We start from the raw sequence: 21,831 nt of genomic DNA on the forward strand, positions 1-21,831 counted from the left end.
AGAAACACCAGATCAAGGCGCTTCTTTCGCAATCTGATAGATTTTTTCGTATAGAGACAATAATGTTTTTAAATCTTCTTTTGGAAGCTTTGCATAGTATTTTTGAATGAGGTGCAATTGAATTTCTTCTGTATTCTTGTGAAAGTCATGACCCTTTTGAGCAAAATCAACAATGATTTCCCGCCGGTTATGTGGATTTATTTCTCGTTTGACATAGCCAAGCTGTTCTAGCTTTGATACAAGCTGGCTAGCGGCACTTGCCGAAATGGAAAAGTAATCAGCTAGTTCGTTGATGGTTCTTGTTTTTGTCCGTAATAATTCAAGTGTCAGCTCTTGTTTGGCTGATAAATCTGCATATTCATGTTTTAAAAATCGTTGATACTCTTCTACATAGATGGAGCCTAGTGCATTCGAGTATTCAATGATTTTTTTACTGTAATGAATGATTTCCTCATCCAATGACATCACCTCTATTTCATTATAGGCAATGTTTATAGTTAAGTGAAGTTAAATATTAAGTATTTTTAAATGAGAAGATATGCTTGAAAAGAAAATCACCGGTTTAGCCACTTTTTCATCAAAAAAGGACAAACAATACTCCCCGTAACCCCCGCACATTCATAAAACGTGGTTGGTTTAAATTTGAACACATAGTAGGCCAAAGTAGCAATGAAAAGATCGTAAAAGAAAAACACATACAAGTCCTTTTTTGTGATGGCACAAAAGATCGTGTTGTGTGCTTTCACATTGTTCCCCTCCTTTTGAATTCGATGACTTTTTCATTGTATTTCGAAAAAAATCCATTTATAATAAAAAATAAACCAACTGGTCGGTTTTGATTTGTCTTAATGAAGAAAAGCAAGGTAGAAGGGATTGTAAAAGATGACAAGTACACAAAGCGGGGCTGAAAAAAGCGAGAAGACGAAGCGAAAAATCGTCACCGCTTCACGTGATTTATTTGCAAAAAAGGGGTACTCAGAAACTTCTGTGCGAGATATTCTACAGGCGGCTGAGGTGAGTAAAGGTAATCTCTATCACCATTTTAAAGGAAAAGAGTTTTTGTTCCTTCATATCATGGAAGAGGATCACCTCTTGATGATGGAGACGTGGCATCAGGAAAAACAAACGATGCATCAGGCCATTGATCAGCTCGCAGGATTTGCAGAACTGCTCAGTCAAATGGGCATTAATTACCCATTAATGAGAGCAAGTGAGGAATTTTGTGCAAGTGCCTTTACATCCGACGAGGTCATGGAACGGCTGAACAAGATTGATGCAGACTTTGATGATGTGATGAGAGACATCATACTTGAAGGTAACAAAGATGGCAGCTGGTCGATCCAGCATGTCGAGTCAACAGTGAAAATATTATTATCCGTTTTTTACGGATTAGACGTGTTGTATAAAAATGATCCAATCGAAGAGAAAAAAGAATTACAAAAACAAGCGATCTCATTGATTATTCACGGAATCAACCATCATGAGTAACAATTGAATCAATAAAGGGGAAACAAACATCATGCAAAAACCAATTCGTGAGCAAAAAGCTGTTCTCGTTATTTTATTGAGTAACATATTTATTGCCTTTTTAGGCATCGGTCTCATCATTCCTGTCATGCCGCTGTTCATGAATGTGATGCATCTAACGGGGAGTACGATGGGATACCTTGTGGCGGCGTTTGCTGTGGCTCAGCTCATTACATCACCTATTGCAGGGAGATGGGTAGACCGCTACGGAAGAAAGATTATGATTGTGTCAGGCCTTTTTCTATTTGCGTTATCAGAACTCGTCTTCGGTCTTGGGACACACGTGTATGTGCTGTATTTTGCAAGGCTGCTAGGAGGTATTAGTGCGGCATTTATTATGCCTGCTGTCACTGCTTATGTCGCAGATATCACGACCGTTCAAGAAAGATCAAAGGCAATGGGGTATGTATCAGCGGCCATTAGTACCGGCTTTATTATCGGTCCTGGGATTGGCGGATTTATTGCAGAATACGGTGTACGCCTGCCATTCTTCTTTGCAGCAGGGATTGCCTTTATAGCCGTCATTTCGTCTATGTTTTTGCTGAAGGAGCCATTAACAAAAGAAGAGCGAGCGAAGCAGATGGATCAAGTGAAGGAATCGACCTTCTTTAAAGATTTGAAAAAATCGATCCATCCAAGCTATCTCATCGCTTTTATCATTGTGTTTGTCCTCGCGTTTGGACTGTCTGCGTATGAAACGGTCTTCAGCCTGTTTACAAATCATAAGTTTGGATTTGGTCCAAAAGATATTGCGGTGATTATTACGGTCAGCTCGATTGTGGCGGTTATCATCCAAGTGCTGGTGTTTGGGAAACTCGTTAATACCCTTGGGGAAAAAAGAGTCATTCAGCTCTGCTTGATTGTTGGAGCGGTGCTCGCTTTTGTCTCAACTGTCGTGTCAGGTTTTATGGTGGTGCTCATTGTCACATGTGTAATTTTCTTAGCATTTGATTTATTGCGTCCAGCATTAACGACCTTCTTATCAAAAATCGCTGGCAATCAGCAAGGATTTGTCGCAGGGATGAATTCCACCTACACAAGTCTAGGTACGATATTTGGCCCAGCCCTTGGCGGGATTTTATTCGATCTAAATATACATTTCCCATTTCTATTCGCAGGTGTTGTCTTATTTCTAGGATTAGGATTAACATTTATTTGGAAGGGGAAGGCGACGGTTGCATCTGATTAAGGGCTCTAACAAGGGCTCTTTTTTTTGTTCCTGTGGATAAAGTATTGAAATAATCACAAGGTCTCTGTTGATGAGGTGTTATTCATGTTAATATGATGAATATTTTACCAAAATACTAGAGGAGGATTTTCAATGCAAATTAAAGAGATTTTTTATATTCGATGTATCTCGTGTTTGAGTGTTGTGCTCATTCATGCAATAGCCATTTTATCTAGCCCCCATTCATCATCTATTCTTGTAGCACTACTCATGTTCAGTACACCGAGTTTTATTTTCATTTCTGAGTTTTTATTGGCGCATTCTTATCCAAATGGTACACCCAAAGGATTTATGTGGAAGAGAGTGAAAGCCATCTTTTTCCCATTTGCATTTATTGGGATTGTCGATGGGTTTTTGCATTCGGCATCGTTAAATGGAGGAGCAGCTGATTTCTTTAAAAGAGCTTCAGCAAATGTCTTATTGGGAAATTATATTGGATATTTTGTTCTGATTATTTTTCAATTTTACTTTTTGCACATGTTTTTTCACAAAATGGCTAAGCGTACCTCAGCCAAATGGGTATTGCCGATCTCCTTTATCATCACAGTTGGTTATTTAAGTGTCATGAACCTCGTCAAAATCCCACAACCTCAATTACCTAATCCAATGTTCGGCTTAGAATGGATTCCATTTCCAGGTTGGTTATTCTATTTTTGTTTAGCCTATTATTGTGGAGCGAATTATCAGCAGTTTATCACAAGACTTCATCGTTTTAAGTATGCCGTGTATGGACTTGTTTTGATTTCAGCCGCGACCCTTCTAAGCAATTCATATGTAGGTTTTTTCGAGCCTTCTTCTAAGAGGCCAGACGTTGTTCTTTATACAGTCAGTATTGTCTTCTTATGTTTTCTCTTGTTTTCTAAAGTGAAAAGCGTTCCACCTTTTGTAGCTGTCATTAGTCAATATTCATTCACCATCTATTTGCTTCACGGGTATTTTCTAGGTATCTCTGTGTTGCTATGGGGCCAATTAAATGATTATCCATTCTTTGTGGGGATATTCATAATATCAGCACTTGCAATTGCTGGACCTATCCTATTGTCACGGTTAGCAAATCATTATAAATATGGCTATATGTTTGTCGGTAAAATCAACAGAACGAGGCGAAAAACAGTCGCTTCATAAACGATTTAAAGGGGATCTTAAGAAGATGCCCTTTTTTTGTTGCCTAAAAGTACAATGCTTCTTGCCCGAAAGTACAATTTCAATCGATCATCTCATTGCTTAGAATAAAAAGATGAAGTTCACGAAGTTGAAGAAAAAGGAGTAAGTGAATGGCAAAATTTTTATATCATTTAGGAAAAAGTGCTTTTTCTAAGCCGAAACGGATGATTATCGGTTGGTTACTTGTTTTAGTAGCTGTTGTGGCGACAACAATAGGGACAGGTGTTTCATTTAATGGAGATATGTCGATTCCAGGTACAAAGTCAGAAAAGGCAATGGATCTCTTGGAGAAAAAGTTCCCAGCAGGTGATGATGGCGGGACGATTCGTCTGATTTTTAAAGCACCTAAGGGTGAAACATTAGAAACAAAAAAAGTAAGAAACAAATTGAACGAAACGATCAAAGAAATCAAAAAGGATAAAGCAGTCAAGCAAGTGACGGATTTATATCAGACATTTGCTATTAGTAAGGATAAGAAAATAGGGTATGCGGATATTACATACCGGGTAAAGGCGGATGAGGTAAAAACATCCTCAAAAGAGAAAGTATTAGATAGTATTAAGATTTCAAGAAAGGCTGGCATCCAAACAGAATTAGGCGGCTCCGTCCCATTCTCAGAAATTGAGGTAGGCGGGATTTCGGAAGTCATAGGTATTGTCATGGCCTTCTTTATTTTAGCCTTTACCTTCGCTTCACTATTGATTGCAGGACTACCGATCTTGACGGCTGTCATTGGGTTAGTGATCGGCGTGATGGGCATATTAATTACCTCAAATTTTGTTGATATGTCTGCATTTAGTCTTACATTAGCTGTGATGATTGGACTTGCCGTAGGAATTGATTATGCATTATTTATCATTTCTCGATATCGACAGCTATTAGCAGAGGGTTACGAATTGAAAGAAGCAGCTGCTAGAGCTGTTGCTACAGCAGGCAGTGCTGTATTGTTTGCAGGTGTCACCGTCGTGATTGCACTATGCGGACTTGTATTAGTCGGTATACCATTTTTAGGCGTTATGGGTCTTGTAGCTGCATTCATGGTACTATCAGTTATGCTTGTGTCTCTGACAATTGTTCCTGCGATACTAGGGATTCTTGGTGATAAAGTAAGCCCTTCAAGAAAGAATAAATGGTTCTCTAAATTACAATCTCAACAAAAAGAAGAACAAGCAGCTTGGGGAAGGTTTATCAAGAAGTATCCAGGTAAGATCATCCTAGGTGTCATTGTATTGACTGGTCTGCTCAGTTGGCCAGCACTTCATATGGAGTTGGGTCTTCCTGATAACGGCATGAAGGGGAAGGAAACAACTGAACGCAAGGGCTATGACCTGTTAGCAGAAGGGTTTGGCAAAGGGTTTAATGGGCCACTGGTTGTTATCATTGATGCCTCCCATGCAAATAACGCAATGAAATCTATTGAGAAAACAACAAAAGTATTAGAGAAGATGGATGGCATCAAACAAATGGCACCGGCTGTTCCTAATCCATCGGGTAAGTACGCCATGCTGACCATCTTACCGAAAAGCGGTCCAGAAGATAAGGCGACAAAGCAATTAGTCAAAGATATACGAAATGAATCTAGTCAGACTGCTGAAAAGTATGATACGAAATTACTTGTTACTGGTTCTACGGCAGTTAATATAGATATTTCAGATAGACTCAGTGAAGCGTTACCGAAATTTGCAGGAGTCATTATTGGATTTGCTTTGATTTTGATGATTCTTGTGTTTAGATCATTCCTTGTTCCATTAAAAGCGGTTTTAGGATTCCTTATGACATTGACCGCTACACTAGGTTTTTCAGTCTTTGTTTTACAGGATGGACACCTTGCGTCATTGTTTGGAATACCAGCAAATGGCCCATTGTTAAACTTTATGCCTGTACTAGTGACAGGAATATTATTTGGTCTTGCAATGGATTATGAGGTCTTTTTAGTCAGTCGAATGAGAGAAGATTTCCTTCTATCAGGTGATGCGAAAAAGTCCGTTGTATCAGGTTTGAAGCACAGTGGAAGAGTAGTGACTGCCGCGGGCTTAATCATGATTCTCGTCTTTGCTAGTTTTATCTTTGCAGATGACTTGATCATTAAAACAATGGGATTAACGTTGGCATTCGGCGTTCTGTTTGATGCATTTGTCATAAGAATGACTTTTATCCCAGCGTGTATGATGCTGATCGGACGAGCTGCTTGGTACTTACCCAAATGGTTCGAAAGGTGGCTTCCACGTATAGACATTGAAGGTGAGTCTATTTCTCAGAAAGAAGAGAAAGAAGAGAAAGTGATTTAGTCACTGATAATCTTACATGGTATGATTGATGATACCGCCATTACCTCGATAAAGGGTGGGCGGTATTTTTTGAGTGAATATGAGGCTCGGATGGTGATTATTTATGGCGAAACGACGGGTAGACCCTTTTAATGAAATGATCTATTCACGGATTCCAACATTATTATGGGTCGTTCTTGTTTATATTGCAGCAATGATATTTCAGTTTATAACCACCCCATTAGCAATTTCCAGCCTGTTTTTTTCTGCACTTATTGCCATACATCTGATTCTCCATTGGTGGTCATTTTACTGGTTTCAGCAGAATCCATGGGTATATTTTCTGATTCAAGGAATTGTGATTCTACTTTGTGTTTCAGTCATGCAGGCGGCTACCCCTGTGATCTTAATTGGTCTGTTACCAGTACTAATTGCGCAAAGTATTGGGGTATATTATCATACATTGAAGGTGATTTTGACAGGGCTTAGTTTTTATGTTCTTTTTTTTCTTGCCCTTATTTTGGTTAATGATACAGATGATTTGACGGTATACATTCCTATTTTGTTTTTGATTCTGATTGTAGTCATCGCATACTCCATTTTATTTTTTAGACAAGTCAAAGCTAGAATCCGTACACAAACATTTTTAAAGGAACTTGAATTGGCACATCAACAAGTGGAAGAGCTGACACTTACAAATGAGCGTCAAAGAATGGCGAGAGATTTACATGATACCCTTGCACAAGGACTGGCAGGTATTATTATGCAGTTAGAAGCGGTCCATGCACATTTAGAGAATCAGAATGTTGAGCGTGCTCAAAGCATTATTAAAGGTTCTATGAGCCATGCGCGGACAACATTAGCTGAGGCGAGATTGGTCATCGACGATCTTCGAACATATAGCCAGGATCAATATGACCTAGCTGATTCTGTGAAAGATGAAGTGAAGCGCTTTATGACGGCGACGAATATTCCAGTTCATACAAAAATGGCTGTCTCATATCAAGTGTCCCCTTTTCTCATCGAACATACCGTATACATTGTCAGTGAATGTTTGACGAATATTGCCAAGCATGCCAAAGCAAGTAAAGTCGAATTGGTGATGGAGCAAAAAGGTGATCACATCTTCTTGCATATCAAAGACAATGGAGTGGGTTTTGATGAGAAAAAACAAGAATCCACTTCCGGGCATTACGGTCTAATTGGTATGTCAGAACGTGCCCGACTGCTTGATGCACAGCTGCGCTTAAAAAGTGAAAAAAATGAAGGTACACAAGTGACGGTAACGATACCTTTGAAAAAGGAGTAAAAACAATGTCTTATCAAATTGTGATTGTCGATGATCATTTTGTTGTTAGAGAAGGGTTAAAATTAATTCTTGAGACAGATCAACGATTTGATGTTGTTGGTGAAGCAGAGGATGGGGCAAAGGGATTAGATGTCTTGAAAGAGAAGGCTCCAGACCTTGTATTACTTGACCTCAACATGCCTAACATGAGTGGGCTTGAGATGCTAAAAGAGATGCAGTCTCTTCAGTTAAAAGTACCGGTCCTCATTCTCACTACCTATAACGAAGAGAAATTAATGATTGAAGGGCTGCAACTTGGAGCAAAGGGCTATCTTTTAAAGGATGCCAGCAGGGAAAATTTATTTTATACAATTGAAGCAGCTATCAGAGGAGATATTCTTCTTCAAGCAAACGTCGCAGCTAAGGTATTTGAATCAACAGAGCATCAAGTGACTCCAAACCATTTGAAAAAAGAATTAAACATGCTGACTGAAAAAGAGATGCTTGTCTTGCAAGCAGTGGCTAGAGGATTTCGAAGTAAGGAAATTGCATTTGATATGGGGATTTCCGAGAGAACTGTCAAAGCTCATTTAACAAATATTTATCAAAAGCTGGAGGTCACTTCAAGAGCGGAAGCAATTAAAGCAGCAGTAGAATTAGGGATGATCCATTTTTAGAGAGAGCGAATGATCATATGAGATGATGACAAGAAACATTGCTCTGTTAAGTTTCAGCGTCAAGTGATTTATTATCTCTTCCAATGCGGTTTCAATATGTGTAGGGAAATGAACTCTGCCTACATAAGTAATGGTACGATCTTTGACACGGGCGCTTGGCAGCATAAAAATATACATGTCCCATTTTTATTCGCAGGTAGGCTTACCTCTGATTTGGAAGGGGAAGGCGACAGAAGAGATAGCAGCAGAATAATGAATGAAGAAGTAAGAGACCTTTTAAACGAGGTCTCTTTTTTTAAGACTGCGGCTTCAGGTGATTTAATGCCTGTGCGATGTGGATGGTTGATGACGTTTACTTATGTCACAATCTTTTCTTGATTCTAAATAAAACAAAGCCTCATTCATAAACCTCCTTTCACAATGAGCATAGCAATAGAAGAAAGCGAATGATAAAGAATTTTATTTGTTGCAATGAGTCACTGCATGTCCTGAGCTTTATATATAATGGAAGGAAAGAACATGAGCGCAGCTGGCATGTCAGCATATGATCAGGAGTTGCCTTGAAAATAAGAGGACACCGCATTGGGATTGCGATGTCCAACACCTAACTTCAATCAAATTAGCAGAAAAGCTAGGTTTCCAGCGGACAAAAACCTATCGATTGTTTTACAGCTCATGATGCGAATGTTTTAAGATACCAAGCATCCATTGCAGAATGCTCAGAGCCTTCAATCGGCTCTGTGAGAAGAGAAAAGCCATATCGCTGATAAAGGCCTGTAGCCGCAGTTAATTCTCGGCGGGTTTCTAAATAACATGCTTCATAGTATGTAGAGGCATATTGCAGCGCTGTATCCATCAGTTTTTTGCCCGCACCTTTTCCTTGTGCCTTTGGACTCAAATAAAGCTTTTGTAATTCACATATGCCGTTTGTAAATGGAGCAATGCCTACGCCGCCCACAATATCGCCATTCTCTTCAGCAATCCAATAGGCTGCATGAGTCAATGATTGATAGTATTCGAACAGCTGGTCAAGATGAGGATCAGTGTAGGCTGTTCCTTCTATCGCCAGATTCGCCGATTCTAGTGACTGACGGATAATTGCTGCGATATACGGGTTGTCTTTTTGCTCAATGGGTCTAATGTTCATTGGAAGTACCTCCATCGTCATAAAATAAAAAAGAGAAAGTGAGTTGAAACAATATGTTTTGGCTGCAAACCGCTATTTTTACAATTGTTGTATTGTGTCTCTCATGGTGGGCAGGGAAAAGAGGTAGAAGCCGTCATGCGGGGCTGATCCTCCCTATATGCTTCATTCTATTTGGATTGGTTTTATTAATATCCAGTTTCTTCATTGGCAGATGGGAAGGCATGGCGCTTAGTATATCCAGCCTCTCTATCATTCTCTCTTCCATGATTTGTTTGATCATCGCCACAGTGATTCAATTTTTTAAAAAAGATGTCCCTTCTTAAGCAGGGGCATCTCCACTGTTCATCTGATTGTATTCTTCACGAAGGATGCCCATGATGATGACATCTGAGTAGGTACCGTTGAAATAGAGTGCTTGGCGCCTTTTTCCTTCATATTGAAATCCTGCTTTCTCATAGCTTCTAAAGGCTCTCGGATTGTGGGAAAAGACCTCGAGCTCAAGACGGTTGAGTTCTAACGTATCAAAGGCGAATGCTTGAACCATTTGGACAGCTTCAGTGCCATAGCCTTTTTGGAAATGTTCTGGCCCATGAAGCGCAATGCGGAAGCTTGCCGTATGATTGATTGGATCAATATCCACAATCGCCGCATCCCCAATCATTTCTTGCGTGTCTAACAGACAAATGGCGAAATCTCGCCTGCTATCATCTTGTAAAAATCGGGTGTAGGCTGAACGAATTTCTTCTAGTGTGAACATTTTTCGTGTGCCAGTCATGTAAAGTGTTTCTGCATGCTGGCATCCTTTTTGAATCCCCGGATAATCCTGTTCTTCAATCGGTCTCAAAAATAAGCGGGTCATGACGGATCACCCTCCTCTATATATCGAGATATTTCAATTAAATTCAGATCAGGATCACGGATATAAACAGATTCAACCGGACCTAATGTGCCTGTGCGCCTGACTGGTCCCTCTTCAATAGGAATCACTAGCTTGCGAAGATGCAGCAGCAAACGGTCCATATCTAAATCGGTGATAAAGCACAAATCACTAGAGCCTGGAAGTGGATGAGCCGCTGCCCGCTCCTCTTCATGACCAGCTTCATGAAGATTGATCATCTGTAAACCAAAACGAAGCGCTTTACGGCCTTCTCCAAAGGTTTCTTCCTTCATTCCTAATACGTTTGTATAAAAGCGAATGGTGTCCTCTATATGTTGTACAGTCAACACGATATGATCAAGTCGTCGTATCATCAGTCTCTCCTCCAAGTATGATCATTGATTGAACTGATTTTATTATATCATTCCCTGAAGAGGATACCTTATTGAATCACGGTTTTATAACTCCAGCTTTGTAAGGACATTTCTTTTCCGCGCAATACCCTTTCATCAAACTCCACCCATCCATTTTTTCGGTAGAAATGACGGTTCGCTTCATTGTGTGTAATCAGCGTGAACAGGCCGCCGCCTTGTCGGGCGATAAAGGGAAAAAGACATTGCTTTAACATACGGCTTCCAAGTTTTTTTCCTTGCTGGTTTTTTGCGACGACAAGTGCTTCTAAATACCAAAAAGGCTTCTTTAAGGAAGAACACGCTTTTTTGGCCTCCTTTAACATACGAAACACATGCTGAATTGCCGGTATACCGCCAGTGAAGAGGAGCTTTAACCCGCCTGACAACACATAATCCATGAGACCTGGTTCAGGAAGACGTGGATGCTTTAACAGAGCGGCAGACACAATATGACCGTTCTTCACTCCGACTAAACAGATTTGATGCTGGAAATAAACCTTTGTGTTAACCAAATGCAGCTCGCGAGCGAAAGCGGAGCGCTTTGATACCTTTTCACATAATAAATCAAAAAATGAATAATCCCGAAATGAATCTTCTAACAGATCTGCCACTTTCGGCAGTTCGTCCTCTCTAGCAAGTCTGAAATGAACCATGTGCTGGTCCTCCTTTTTTGAACAGATATAGATTATTGAACATGTGTTGATTATAATAAGAAGTAAACAATACGAACATCGGCAATGAATGATGACCTGTTCATAAATAGACATCGTGTGCCTGATTGTTCAAAAATGGAGGATATCTCATGCAGGATAGACGAACAATCAAAACAAAAAGAGCCATTCGGGAAAGCTTTCTTGAGCTATTAAAAGAAAAAGAAGTGCAGCAAATAACGGTATCAGAGCTCTCAAGGAAAGCAGATTTAGGCAGGGGAACCTTTTACTTGCACTATCAAGATGTGTTTGATTTATACGAACAGCTGGAGAAAGAACTATTCGATCAGCTTGGCGGGTTATATGATGAAACCTTTCCGAGTCAAGACCCTCTTGATATGCTTTCCTTTTTAAACAAAACGACAGAGTACTTGAAAGAGAATCAATATATGTTGACGTTATTTGTAAAACCCAATGGTCCAACGACCAACCAATTCAAAGCGTTTTTTAAAGAAAAAATCATGAAAGAGTGGCAGCTTGTAGAGCGGCCCATTACAGAGAAAGAACAAATTGAAGCTTCTTTTGTCGTGTCTGGTGTTGTTGGCGTACTTGAAGAATGGATTCATGAAGACATGTTAATTGATGCCGGAAAGCTAGCGCACAAATTATATGAGCTGCTCGTCAAAGTGGAGCATGAATCGTAAAAGGGAGAAAGCCATATAGCATTTGTCTTTCCTATCTGATAAAATCAATATAGAACATATGTACTTATTCAGGTGAGGAGTGATGAGATTGAGTCAGAAAAGGAAGCTGCTTTTTTATGGGGCAATGAGTATCGATGGCTATTTAGCGAGAGAGGATCATCGGCTCGATTGGTTAATAGGGACGGAAGGCGAAGAAGATACGAACTATGATGACTTTTATGCGTCAGTCGATACGCTGATCATGGGGCGCAATACATATGAACAGGTTCTTCAGCTGTCACCAGATGAGTTTCCTTATGAAGGAAAGACTTGTTATATCATGTCACGTACTTTACAAGACAGTCTGAAAGGAACTCACATCATTCGCGAAGATATCCTATCATTTGTGAAAAAATTAAAAAATGAAACAGGTCAGCATATCTGGATTGTAGGCGGCGGGGAGCTGCTTCAGTCTTTCATAAGAGAAGGATTGGTTGATGAGCTTTACCTTCAAATCGTACCTGTCATGATTGGGAGAGGCATTCCTCTGTTTTCCCCATCGGATATGGAATCCAAGTTTTCATTAAAAGAAGTACGACAATATAAGCAGATAGCTGAAATGCATTTTGTCTTAAAAGAAGAGGATCACTGACATGAGGTGGTCTTTTTTTTATGAAACAAACTCGTTGACAATAAAATATCCTAGTGTTAGGATAAATTTATCCTAGTTTTAGGATTTCTTGAAAAAGGAGTAGTTGCCATGGTGCAGCATGAACATGAATTAGACTTAAGGCTATTCCGCGTATGGATGAAAGCCTATCAAGCTCTTTTTACAAATATTCAAAGAGACATTGAACGTTATGATATCGGATTTGAAAACTTTCAGATCCTTGAATTGCTCTATAGTAAGGGGCCGCATCCCGTCCAAAAAATCAGCGACATCCTGTCAATCCCAAGTGGAAGCATGACTTATGTCGTGAACAAACTAGAAAAACAAGGGCTTGTGAAAAGGCAATGTGCCCCCTCTGATAAACGTGTATTTCATGTATTGCTGACGGAAAAAGGGAAGCAATTGTTTGACGACATTTTTCCTAAGCACACAGATGTCATTTCACAAAACCTATCCTTTATTGAAAAAGAAGAAAAAGAACAGCTCATTGAATTACTAAAAAAAGTCGGTTTAGGTGCAAAACAACTTCACGAAAAGGGGAAACAAGATGACACTCAGCTTTGATACATTGGTACGTGAAAGACGATCTGCATCAAATTTTTTGCCAAATATCTCGATTTCGAGAGAAGAACTTAACAGTATATTTGAAGAAGTCAAAATGGCACCATCTGCTTTTAACTTACAGCACACACAATATGTCGTCGTCCAAACAGAAGGTCTTAAAGAACAAGTAAGAGAAGCCGCGTTTGGACAATATAAAGTGCATTCCGCCTCAGCAGCGATTATTGTACTGGGAGACCCGAAGGCTTATCAGCAGGCGGGGAACATCTATGAAGGTCTGAAAATGCTTGGCATTCTAAACAAGCAGCAATACGAAGAAATGGTCAGAGAGACGATGAGCTTTTATGAAAAGAGAGGGGCGGATTTTCAGAAAGAAGAGGCAATCCGCAATGCTTCATTATCTGCGATGCTATTTATGCTTGCCGCCAAAAACAAGGGCTGGGATACGTGCCCAATGATCGGTTTTGACCCTGATGTCATGAAAAAGGTGTTAAACATCGAATCGGATTTGGTTCCTGTATTAATGATCACACTCGGAAAAGAAAAAGTAGAGAGCAGACAAGTGAGGGGCTACAGAAAGCCAGTCTCTGAATTCGTAACATACTTATAAGATAGGGGGTTCCACTCATGGAACTAGGGATTAGTACATTTGTAGAAACAACACCTGATTTTCAAACAGGAAAAACAGTCAGTCACGCACAGCGTATTCGAGAAGTAGTGGAAGAAATTATTTTAGCAGATCAAGTCGGTCTTGATGTATTTGGAGTAGGTGAGCATCATCGACAAGATTTCGCTGCATCGAATCCCGCTGTCGTCTTAGCGGCTGCGGCAACACAGACAAAGAATATCCGCCTGACAAGTGCAGTGACAGTTCTTTCCTCAGCAGATCCTGTTCGTGTCTTTCAGGATTTTGCCACATTAGATGGACTATCAAACGGACGTGCAGAGATCATGGCAGGTCGTGGCTCATTTATTGAATCATTCCCACTGTTTGGCTATGATCTGAATGATTATGAAGAATTATTTGAAGAAAAGCTTGATTTGCTGCTCAAATTACAGCAGTCCGAGCGTGTCACATGGAGCGGAAAGCATCGCCCGGCTATTCAAGATGTCGGCGTATATCCAAGACCTGTTCAAGATCCGCTTCCAATTTGGATCGGCAGTGGGGGAAACCGTGAATCTGTCGTACGTGCTGGATTATTGGGACTGCCTTTAGTACTTGCCATCATTGGCGGAAGTCCTAGACAGTTCGCACCACTTGTTCAGCTGTACAAGCAAGCGGCAGTACACGCTGGACACGACCCAGAGAAATTAACCGTAGCATCCCATTCGCATGGATTTGTTGCACAAGAAACAGATCTTGCAGCAGACCAATTCTTCCCTTCCACACAGCATGTGATGAACACGTTAGCAAGAGAGAGAGGCTGGGGTCCATATACTCGTTCTACATTTGATGCAGCGAGAACGTTAGAAGGCGCGCTGTATGTAGGAGATCCAGATGCAGTGGCAGAGAAAGTGATTCACCTTAGAAAAAATGTAGGAATCACGCGTTTTATGCTTCATGTACCGGTTGGTTCAATGCCGCATGATCAAGTATTAAAAGCCATTGAGTTATTTGGAAAAGAAGTCGCTCCTAAAGTAAGAGAAGAGGTTGCCCGCTGGGAAGCAGAGCAAGCATAACGAAAAAGGTCGATCAAGTGAATAGGCTTGATCGACCTTTTTGATGCTTAAGGATCAATGACACAAGGTTTCACTGTAGGACATGAAGCAGCAGAAGCAAGTGGTGTGGTCGTCAAGGTGAAGAGGAAAACAAGTTGAAAACAGATGAGCCATTTTTTCATGAAATCACCTCCGTTCACAATTGTTTGACGGAATGAGATGAGGATAAAAGCATAGAAGTATAGAACACTCTCTATCCAACATAAGACAATCATATCATAATTTTCAAAAAAGTGAAAAAATAACTTATAAAAGAACTAAATTATGGTATGGTTAATATGTTCAACAAAAAAAGGGAGGGATTTTTTATGAAAAAGGTCATGTCTTCTGTTTTGGTTGGAGCAATTGTCTTAACGGGTGCTGGGGTCACAACTGCTCCGGTGGAAGCAAAGGAACAAACAAAAAGTGAAATAACGGTTCAGGCAAGTCGAACTGTCTCAGAAACAAGAACGTATACGACATCGAACATCCCATCAAGTATTACATATGCAAAGGATGGCTGGGTCGGTATTTTAAAACAATCGTCTATTGAAGAATTAGGATTAGGCAAATACAGAGTCACATATACTGGAACGGTTGTACGTGATCCGGGATTTAATTAAATAAACGAAAAGCTGACAGGTGGACAAGCCTGTCAGCTTTTTTATTGAGGATAATAAAGAATCATTTGCAGCCGGACCATTTGCTCTCCGATTTGTTTATATGTATGCGTACGGTCTGCTTTAAAACGAATGGAGTCGCCAGCTTTTAAGCTGTACTGTTCATCTCCAATGGATATATCAAGCGCTCCCTCAAAAACGGTAATCAATTCCTCTGTCCCGCCAATGTGTTCATTTGCATGCAGCGACCCGCCAGGATCAATTTCTACTCGGTACACTTCAAATTTCCCCCGGTCATCAAAAGGAAAAGTCGTATACACACGATATCGCCCATCATCTTCCGTTAAAATCTGTGCATCCTCATTGCGTACTACTTTGATTTCAGGCTGTGGTGCGTGAATGAGCTCACTAAAAGATACCTTTAATCCGTTGGCGATTTTCCACAAAGTCGTAATGGTGGGGGTTGATTCTCCTCTTTCAATTTGTCCAATCATGGTTTTGCTGACACCAGTTAATTCTGCCATCTTTTCAAGGCTTAATTTCTTTTGGTCTCTAAGAAGCCTCACATTTTTAGAAATAATCGATTGTACATCTTCCATGAAAAAAACTCCTTTCTCTATTTACTTTATAAAGACCGAACGTTACAATAAAACGTAACATACGCAATAAAGTAATTAAAGTCTTAATAACGTATAAGGGAGGCGGCAACTATGATTCTTTCTATGTTGATCTATGCTTTTGTGAGCAGCTTTACCCCAGGGCCAAACAACATCATGGCCATGGTCTTTACGAATAAATATGGGGTCAAGCAAACATTTCGATTTTGTTTAGGTGTGGGTATTGGATTTCTCGTTATTTTGTGTTTGAGTTGCTTCTTTAATATCATACTTTATCAAGTGATGCCGAAAATAGGCTGGGTCATGGCGTTCATCGGGGCTGCATACATGATTTATTTAGCGGTCAAAATCATGAAAAGTAAAGGCGGGGATGACGAAACACTTGATCGTTACAATCATTTTGTCCCTGGTATGATGCTGCAATTTATCAATCCAAAAGCGATCTTGTATGGATTGACTGTGATTTCAACATTTGTTTTGCCATATGGACAATCTAATATGCAGTATGTCATATGGACGCTGATTCTCGCACTTATTGGATTTCTCGGTACATTCAGCTGGAGCTTATTTGGCTCTTTGTATAAGCGCTTTTTGACTGCTTACGAAAGACCGTTCCAGTATGTCATGGGGTTGCTTCTGATATACAGTGCGGTTTCAATGGTATGGGGCTATGTGATGTAAGGTGTCAGAAGCTTGGCCGCTGCCTGCCCATCACAACAGTATTGTAATAAAGTCCATCTGCCAGACGTTTATCATTTTTTAATATCCCTTCAATCAGAAAGCCATGGTGCTCATATAAGCGAATGGCTTTTTGGTTCGTTTCCAGCACTTGAAGTGACATCTTCTGGATGCCTTGCTGATCAGCCCAGTCAATAGAAGCGGCTAATAGCTCTTTGCCAATGTGATAGCCCCAAGCATCCTTTTGAATGGCGACGCCAAAAGTCACTTTGTGAGCAGAGCGTTTGAGTGAATGTCCTTCACATCTGGAGAAACCAACAATTTCTCCTTCAATATCAGCGACCAAAAATAAATGCCTGCTTTGTTTGGTATCCTCTTGAATCAACACCTCAAAATCTTTTTCATGAAGAAAGGCTTCGCCTGGTTCACGGTCTAAATATTCTGTTTCACCATCAATTTTCAGTCTGAGCGCTGATAACTGCTTGGCATCGCCGATTGCAGCAGACCGAATACAGTAGGTCAAGTCACGAACGGTGAATAAGTTTTCAGCGATAATCATAGAACACCAACCTTTCTTTTCGTTATGTCTATCATACCTGAAACGTGTACATATCAGGTGGAAGTTTTAAAGCCTGTCTTATAGATCATAATTTTTTAATCCAGCTGGCTTTGGCTGGATTCTCATGATTTAGACTGAGAACTTAAATAAGCTTCTCTCACAACTGTTAAAAAGTGCTCAGCGACGGTTGACGTTTCATCTTGTCTCCATGAAACATATAAATTTACTTTTGGCGTAGTTTCTTGGATTTTTCTATAAACAACCCCTGAGCGTTTTACGCTTTCTACTGAGGATGGGACGACAGAGATTCCCATTCCTGCAGCAACTAAATTCACAATCGTATGCATTTGAATAGCTTCCTGAACTACGTTTAAACTTATGCTATTTTCCCAAAAGTAGCTGATAATTAAATCATAAAATGCTGCACCTAGATGACGTGGAAACATGATAAATGGTTCATTGGCTAATAAATGAATTGGAACTTTGGAAAATGAAGCTAAAGGATGATTTTCTGGCAAAACCAAGCTTAATGATTCCTCACAACAAATTTCTGAGGTAAGTATCTTATTATTTTGGTTAGAACGAATAAATCCAATTTGAATTTCTTTCTTATATAGTGCCTTTAACTGCTGTTCTGTAGCCATTTCACATAAGACAAGATGGATATTAGGGAAACTTTCTCGAAACCTTTTAATAATATCAATCACAATATCAGTAGAATCAACGAAACCGATCGTTAAATGACCTATTCTTCCGTCATCTGCAAGTTGTGTTGCGCTAATCGTTCTATCTACTTGAAGGAGCGTACGGCGGGCTTCTTCTAAAAATACTCTCCCCGCATCTGAAAGTTCAACCTGTCTTCTCGTTCTATGAAAAAGCGTAACACCTAACTCTTCTTCTAATTTTCGGATTTCTTGACTTAATGGAGGCTGTGCCATTTTAAGACGTTCAGCTGCCCGGCTAAAATTTAGTTCTTCAGCAACCATTATAAAATAACGTATTTGTCTCAGATCCATTTTTAAGCCCCCCTATTTCATACTTGCTTATTGTGTAAAATGATTTCAAAGGATTGTTATCAAACAATTTTGCGCTTTTTTAATGGAAATATTTTAATTATATAAAATATATATATAATTATCTGAATATATATATTATACATATTAATACCCTCTTTTTATAATGAAAGTATTCTTTCAAAGGAGGACATTGTTATGGAGTATAGTAAACTTGGAAATAGTGGATTAACAATTAGTAAACTCGCATACGGAAATTGGATTAATCATGGTGGTAAGATAAATGAGGAAACTGCCCATGATTGTGTGAAAGCTGCTCTTGATGTGGGTATTACGACGTTTGATACTGCCGATGTTTATTCAGACACCAAGGCTGAAGAGATACTAGGCAGGTCTTTAAAAGGGATTCGGCGGGAGAGCATTGAACTATGTACAAAAGTATGTCATCCAACCGGTACTGGGAAAAACGATAGAGGATTATCACGCAAGCATATTTTGGAAAACTGTCATGCCTCTTTGCGGCGTTTACAAACGGATTATATTGATATTTACTATGCACACAGGTTTGATCCAACTACACCTCTGGAAGAAACGATGTTAGCTTTCGCAGATCTAGTAAGACAGGGTAAAGTGAACTATATTGGTGTAAGTGAGTGGACAGCAGAACAAATTACTCGAGGGGCAGCGCTTGCACGAGAGCTAAATGTCCCCCTAATCGCCAGCCAACCTCAATACTCCATGTTATGGAGAATCATTGAAAGTGATGTAATACCGACCTGCCAGCGTGAAGGACTTGGCCAGGTAGTATGGTCGCCTTTGGCCCAGGGAATCCTCACTGGAAAGTATCTCCCAGGAAAATCACTTCCGACTAATTCGCGTGCTAACTCAACTGCTGGAAAACCTTTTTTTAAAAACCTTGCTCAACGCTGGATGAATAATAACACCTTAGAGGCGATCCAAAAGCTTAAGCCCGTCGCACAAGAGGTTGATCTTACTCTCGCTCAGCTTGCGATAGCATGGGTACTGCAAAATCAGAACGTTTCTGCAGCAATTATCGGTGCTTCTAGTCCAGAACAGGTGAGGGAGAATGCTTTAGCATCTGAGGTGAAAATTGAAACTGAGATGATGAATCAAATTGACGAAATTCTAGGTGATCTGGTCGAGTACGATCAGAGTAAAACAGGTTAAAGCTTTTAAGTCTATCTTATAGATCATTATTTTTTAATCCAGCCGACCTTGGCTGGATTTTTATGTTGCTGTAGTTTCTTGGATCGCACATTCAGATGTTTTGTATCTGTGAAAAAGGCTAAATGAATAGTATCAAACGTGGAGGTGGAACAAATGAGTGAAGAAAAAGGACATATGGATAAAGCGAAAGGAAAAACAAATCAAGCCAAAGGTCAATTGAAAGAGAAGCTTGGCGAAGCAACAGATCATCAAAACCTGAAAGCAGAAGGGAAGAAGGATCAAGCCAAAGGAAAGCTTCAAGATAAAAAAGGGGATTTGAAAAATCACCTGAACGAGTAAATTCGAAAACATGACACTGCTTCATGTCTCCATCATGACATGTCTTTCATCAATAAAATGAATAGATGTGTGAAAAGAATTGATTATACGCGCTCGCTATCATCATGTAGACTGAAAACAGAAGACATGATCAAGGGAGATGGATGAGATGAAGCAAGTGTGGGAGAAAGTTGACGAGTATATCACAGACAAGTTGATTCCTAAAGATGATGTTTTGGAGCAAGCTCTTACTCATAATAAGCAAGCAGGCCTGCCAGAAATTGATGTGTCACCAGCTCAAGGGAAAATGCTATATTTATTAGCAAAAACCAAGAATGCAAAGCGCATTTTAGAGATCGGGACACTCGGTGGATACAGTACCATTTGGTTGGCGCGTGCTCTTGAAGAGGATGGAGAACTCATCACATTAGAGGCTGTCAGCCACCATGTACAGATTGCGCAGCAAAACATCAGCAGAGCGGGCTTATCGGAACGAGTGAGCATTTTGCAAGGAAAGGCATTGGATACGCTATCTCAGTTAAAAGAGAGGGCTGTGCTTCCATTCGATTTGATTTTCATTGATGCAGATAAACCGAACAACCCGAATTATCTAAAGTGGGCGTTACACTTCTCGAAAAAGGGAACAGTCATTATTGCAGACAATGTCGTCAGAAATGGAGCAGTCCTTCATGACTCTGATGGGGATGAGCGAGTGCAAGGAACTCGTGAATTTTTCAATTTACTCAAACAAGAGTCAAGAATAGAGGCTACAGCCATTCAAACTGTTGGTGAAAAGGGTTACGATGGATTTGTATACGGAATCGTAGAATGAAACAAAGCTTAACCACATGCGGTTAAGCTTTTTCTTTTAGAAAAACCATCTGGCAGTCCCCATCAGCATGACGCCTACAAGAACAGTAAGTGACAAGCTCTTTGTCCAAACAGCGATTACGACGGTCGGAACCAAGACAGCAAGGTACATCCAGTGAATGGTAACGCCCGTTGTAGTATGAATGAACAAATGCTCTGCAATCAAAGCCGTAAAGATACAAATCGGAATAAACGATAACCATTTAAGCATCACTTCAGGCAGCTCGATACTTCGTACAAATATAAAGGGAACGACCCTTGGAATAACGGTGACAATCATACAGCCGAGAATGAGCCACATCATAAAACTGCTGATCATTTATCTGTCACCACCCCAATGGTTGCGACAATCATGGTGGCTAACAGAACAGCCACGTGTGAGGGAACAAAATGAAGCAGGAGAAACATTGCAACGACCATATACAAAACAAGTGACAGGCGATGGGTTAACTTACTTTTAGGCACAGTTTGCAAAGAAAGAACCAGCAGTGCAGCAAACATAGCGGAAAGAGCAAAATCAAGACCAAGTGCTTCAGGATTTGAAATCCAGTGTCCAAAAATGCCGCCAAGTACACAGGCAGCAATCCAGCATAAATAAGCCGTTATGTTCAGCCCGTGCATCCACCGGTTATTCAGCTTTCCATGCTGAGCTAATTTATTCATGGCTACGCCAAAGGATTCATCAGTCAGCAATAGACCGAATCCAATATTTTGTTTTAAAGAGTAGCGTGTAAAATGAGGAGCCAGCGTCAGGCTTAGCAATAAATGACGCAGATTCACAATAAATGTAGTGAGAATAATAGCGGAAAGGGGACTCCCCGTAACAAGCAGTGCGCAGATAATAAACTGTGAAGCACCTGCGTAAATAAGGATTGATAGAAGCGCAATGTCCCATAAGCTCAACTGTGCGCTAATTCCAACAATTCCAAAGGCAAACCCTATACTCATATAACCAAGCAGGGTTGGCACACAATCTTTTATTCCCTCGAGAAATGGTTCATGTTCCGTGGTGGGAATCTGTTTTCTAGCTTCAATATCCAACGACCTCTACTCCTTTTCTGCGTGGCCACCTATAGTTTTACTTACTATATGAAAACGAATTTAGCATGTCAATAGCC

At 40.2% G+C, this 21,831-nt stretch carries 28 protein-coding genes; 18 read left to right on the plus strand and 10 right to left on the minus strand.

Features of this window, described 5'->3' with window-relative positions; genetic code table 11:
* Positions 1-12: 12 nt before the first annotated feature.
* On the minus strand, positions 13-465 hold the full coding sequence (locus tag MHH68_RS02800) for a MarR family transcriptional regulator (RefSeq protein ID WP_061406915.1): 453 nt from the start codon (positions 463-465) through the stop codon (positions 13-15).
* A 417-nt stretch (positions 466-882) separates the two neighbouring features.
* On the opposite strand from MHH68_RS02800, the gene MHH68_RS02805 reads away from it, so the two are divergent.
* The 7 genes from MHH68_RS02805 to MHH68_RS02835 all read left to right on the plus strand — a co-directional run bounded on the left by MHH68_RS02805 (position 883) and on the right by MHH68_RS02835 (position 8,830).
* Positions 883-1,488 carry a TetR/AcrR family transcriptional regulator gene (locus tag MHH68_RS02805; RefSeq protein WP_339165033.1) on the plus strand — a complete coding sequence of 202 codons (606 nt, stop codon included), beginning with the start codon at positions 883-885 and terminating at the stop codon, positions 1,486-1,488.
* Positions 1,489-1,519: 31 nt separating this feature from the next.
* Complete coding sequence (locus tag MHH68_RS02810; RefSeq protein WP_061406919.1) at positions 1,520-2,716, plus strand: MFS transporter; 1,197 nt, start codon at positions 1,520-1,522, stop codon at positions 2,714-2,716.
* Between the two features lie 132 nt (positions 2,717-2,848).
* On the plus strand, positions 2,849-3,880 hold the full coding sequence (locus tag MHH68_RS02815; RefSeq protein WP_058015424.1) for an acyltransferase family protein: 1,032 nt from the start codon (positions 2,849-2,851) through the stop codon (positions 3,878-3,880).
* A gap of 149 nt (positions 3,881-4,029) precedes the next feature.
* A complete protein-coding gene (locus tag MHH68_RS02820) occupies positions 4,030-6,207 on the plus strand; it encodes an MMPL family transporter (protein WP_339165036.1) in 2,178 nt (725 codons plus the stop codon).
* Between the two features lie 103 nt (positions 6,208-6,310).
* Positions 6,311-7,495: a sensor histidine kinase gene (locus MHH68_RS02825; protein WP_339165038.1), complete on the plus strand. Its 1,185-nt coding sequence runs from the start codon at positions 6,311-6,313 to the stop codon at positions 7,493-7,495.
* A 5-nt stretch (positions 7,496-7,500) separates the two neighbouring features.
* Positions 7,501-8,151: a response regulator transcription factor gene (locus tag MHH68_RS02830; protein WP_058015427.1), complete on the plus strand. Its 651-nt coding sequence runs from the start codon at positions 7,501-7,503 to the stop codon at positions 8,149-8,151.
* Between the two features lie 529 nt (positions 8,152-8,680).
* Positions 8,681-8,830 carry a GNAT family N-acetyltransferase gene (locus MHH68_RS02835; RefSeq protein ID WP_268760713.1) on the plus strand — a complete coding sequence of 50 codons (150 nt, stop codon included), beginning with the start codon at positions 8,681-8,683 and terminating at the stop codon, positions 8,828-8,830.
* Here MHH68_RS02835 and MHH68_RS02840 read toward each other — a convergent pair.
* A complete protein-coding gene (locus MHH68_RS02840; protein WP_339165040.1) occupies positions 8,825-9,298 on the minus strand; it encodes a GNAT family N-acetyltransferase in 474 nt (157 codons plus the stop codon). The two genes, MHH68_RS02835 and MHH68_RS02840, sit on opposite strands and share 6 nt — an antisense overlap.
* Positions 9,299-9,351: 53 nt before the next feature.
* Between MHH68_RS02840 and MHH68_RS02845 the strand changes: the two genes are divergently transcribed.
* The gene (locus MHH68_RS02845; RefSeq protein ID WP_339165042.1) at positions 9,352-9,621 is read left to right on the plus strand and encodes a YesK-like family protein; all 270 of its coding nucleotides are present in this window, start codon (positions 9,352-9,354) and stop codon (positions 9,619-9,621) included.
* On the opposite strand, the gene MHH68_RS02850 is transcribed toward MHH68_RS02845, so the two are convergent.
* The 3 genes from MHH68_RS02850 to MHH68_RS02860 form a co-directional block, all read right to left on the minus strand.
* Entirely contained in the window at positions 9,618-10,157 is a 540-nt protein-coding gene (locus tag MHH68_RS02850; protein WP_268497104.1) for a GNAT family protein, read from the minus strand. The genes MHH68_RS02845 and MHH68_RS02850 overlap by 4 nt on opposite strands.
* Positions 10,154-10,549 carry a VOC family protein gene (locus MHH68_RS02855; RefSeq protein ID WP_061406932.1) on the minus strand — a complete coding sequence of 132 codons (396 nt, stop codon included), beginning with the start codon at positions 10,547-10,549 and terminating at the stop codon, positions 10,154-10,156. Before MHH68_RS02855 ends, MHH68_RS02850 begins: the two co-directional genes overlap by 4 nt.
* 68 nt (positions 10,550-10,617) lie before the next feature.
* Positions 10,618-11,241 carry a GNAT family N-acetyltransferase gene (locus MHH68_RS02860; RefSeq protein ID WP_169057550.1) on the minus strand — a complete coding sequence of 208 codons (624 nt, stop codon included), beginning with the start codon at positions 11,239-11,241 and terminating at the stop codon, positions 10,618-10,620.
* A gap of 149 nt (positions 11,242-11,390) precedes the next feature.
* Between MHH68_RS02860 and MHH68_RS02865 the strand changes: the two genes are divergently transcribed.
* The 6 genes from MHH68_RS02865 to MHH68_RS02890 all read left to right on the plus strand — a co-directional run bounded on the left by MHH68_RS02865 (position 11,391) and on the right by MHH68_RS02890 (position 15,473).
* Complete coding sequence (locus tag MHH68_RS02865) at positions 11,391-11,942, plus strand: TetR/AcrR family transcriptional regulator (protein ID WP_058015432.1); 552 nt, start codon at positions 11,391-11,393, stop codon at positions 11,940-11,942.
* 82 nt (positions 11,943-12,024) lie between these two features.
* On the plus strand, positions 12,025-12,573 hold the full coding sequence (locus tag MHH68_RS02870; protein ID WP_339165045.1) for a dihydrofolate reductase family protein: 549 nt from the start codon (positions 12,025-12,027) through the stop codon (positions 12,571-12,573).
* 108 nt (positions 12,574-12,681) lie between these two features.
* Complete coding sequence (locus MHH68_RS02875; RefSeq protein WP_058015434.1) at positions 12,682-13,155, plus strand: MarR family transcriptional regulator; 474 nt, start codon at positions 12,682-12,684, stop codon at positions 13,153-13,155.
* Positions 13,139-13,762: a nitroreductase family protein gene (locus tag MHH68_RS02880; RefSeq protein WP_058015435.1), complete on the plus strand. Its 624-nt coding sequence runs from the start codon at positions 13,139-13,141 to the stop codon at positions 13,760-13,762. Before MHH68_RS02875 ends, MHH68_RS02880 begins: the two co-directional genes overlap by 17 nt.
* 17 nt (positions 13,763-13,779) lie before the next feature.
* Complete coding sequence (locus tag MHH68_RS02885) at positions 13,780-14,832, plus strand: LLM class flavin-dependent oxidoreductase (RefSeq protein ID WP_144463349.1); 1,053 nt, start codon at positions 13,780-13,782, stop codon at positions 14,830-14,832.
* A gap of 347 nt (positions 14,833-15,179) precedes the next feature.
* The gene (locus MHH68_RS02890) at positions 15,180-15,473 is read left to right on the plus strand and encodes a hypothetical protein (RefSeq protein ID WP_058015437.1); all 294 of its coding nucleotides are present in this window, start codon (positions 15,180-15,182) and stop codon (positions 15,471-15,473) included.
* 41 nt (positions 15,474-15,514) lie between these two features.
* On the opposite strand, the gene MHH68_RS02895 is transcribed toward MHH68_RS02890, so the two are convergent.
* A complete protein-coding gene (locus MHH68_RS02895; protein ID WP_058015438.1) occupies positions 15,515-16,069 on the minus strand; it encodes an XRE family transcriptional regulator in 555 nt (184 codons plus the stop codon).
* A 111-nt stretch (positions 16,070-16,180) separates the two neighbouring features.
* Here MHH68_RS02895 and MHH68_RS02900 point away from each other — a divergent pair, with 111 nt between their 5' ends.
* A complete protein-coding gene (locus tag MHH68_RS02900) occupies positions 16,181-16,768 on the plus strand; it encodes a LysE family transporter (RefSeq protein ID WP_012009044.1) in 588 nt (195 codons plus the stop codon).
* Between the two features lie 4 nt (positions 16,769-16,772).
* Here the strand turns inward: MHH68_RS02900 and MHH68_RS02905 are convergent, their stop codons facing one another.
* Positions 16,773-17,324, minus strand: coding sequence for a GNAT family N-acetyltransferase (locus tag MHH68_RS02905; protein ID WP_058015440.1), 552 nt, complete (start codon positions 17,322-17,324; stop codon positions 16,773-16,775).
* A 122-nt stretch (positions 17,325-17,446) separates the two neighbouring features.
* Positions 17,447-18,340, minus strand: a complete 894-nt coding sequence (locus MHH68_RS02910; RefSeq protein WP_058015441.1) for a LysR substrate-binding domain-containing protein — start codon at positions 18,338-18,340, stop codon at positions 17,447-17,449.
* 195 nt (positions 18,341-18,535) lie between these two features.
* On the opposite strand from MHH68_RS02910, the gene MHH68_RS02915 reads away from it, so the two are divergent.
* From MHH68_RS02915 to MHH68_RS02925, 3 genes are all read left to right on the plus strand, one after another.
* Positions 18,536-19,525, plus strand: a complete 990-nt coding sequence (locus MHH68_RS02915; RefSeq protein ID WP_169057544.1) for an aldo/keto reductase family protein — start codon at positions 18,536-18,538, stop codon at positions 19,523-19,525.
* Positions 19,526-19,678: 153 nt separating this feature from the next.
* A complete protein-coding gene (locus MHH68_RS02920; RefSeq protein WP_061406945.1) occupies positions 19,679-19,864 on the plus strand; it encodes a CsbD family protein in 186 nt (61 codons plus the stop codon).
* A 148-nt stretch (positions 19,865-20,012) separates the two neighbouring features.
* Positions 20,013-20,675, plus strand: a complete 663-nt coding sequence (locus MHH68_RS02925; protein ID WP_061406946.1) for an O-methyltransferase — start codon at positions 20,013-20,015, stop codon at positions 20,673-20,675.
* A gap of 36 nt (positions 20,676-20,711) precedes the next feature.
* Here MHH68_RS02925 and MHH68_RS02930 read toward each other — a convergent pair whose 3' ends face one another.
* Positions 20,712-21,032 carry an AzlD domain-containing protein gene (locus MHH68_RS02930; RefSeq protein ID WP_058015445.1) on the minus strand — a complete coding sequence of 107 codons (321 nt, stop codon included), beginning with the start codon at positions 21,030-21,032 and terminating at the stop codon, positions 20,712-20,714.
* On the minus strand, positions 21,029-21,754 hold the full coding sequence (locus tag MHH68_RS02935; protein ID WP_339165047.1) for an AzlC family ABC transporter permease: 726 nt from the start codon (positions 21,752-21,754) through the stop codon (positions 21,029-21,031). Before MHH68_RS02935 ends, MHH68_RS02930 begins: the two co-directional genes overlap by 4 nt.
* Positions 21,755-21,831: the final 77 nt, after the last annotated feature.

It is taken from the genome of Bacillus sp. FSL K6-2841, assembly GCF_037976435.1.
Lineage (GTDB): Bacteria > Bacillota > Bacilli > Bacillales > Bacillaceae > Bacillus > Bacillus pumilus.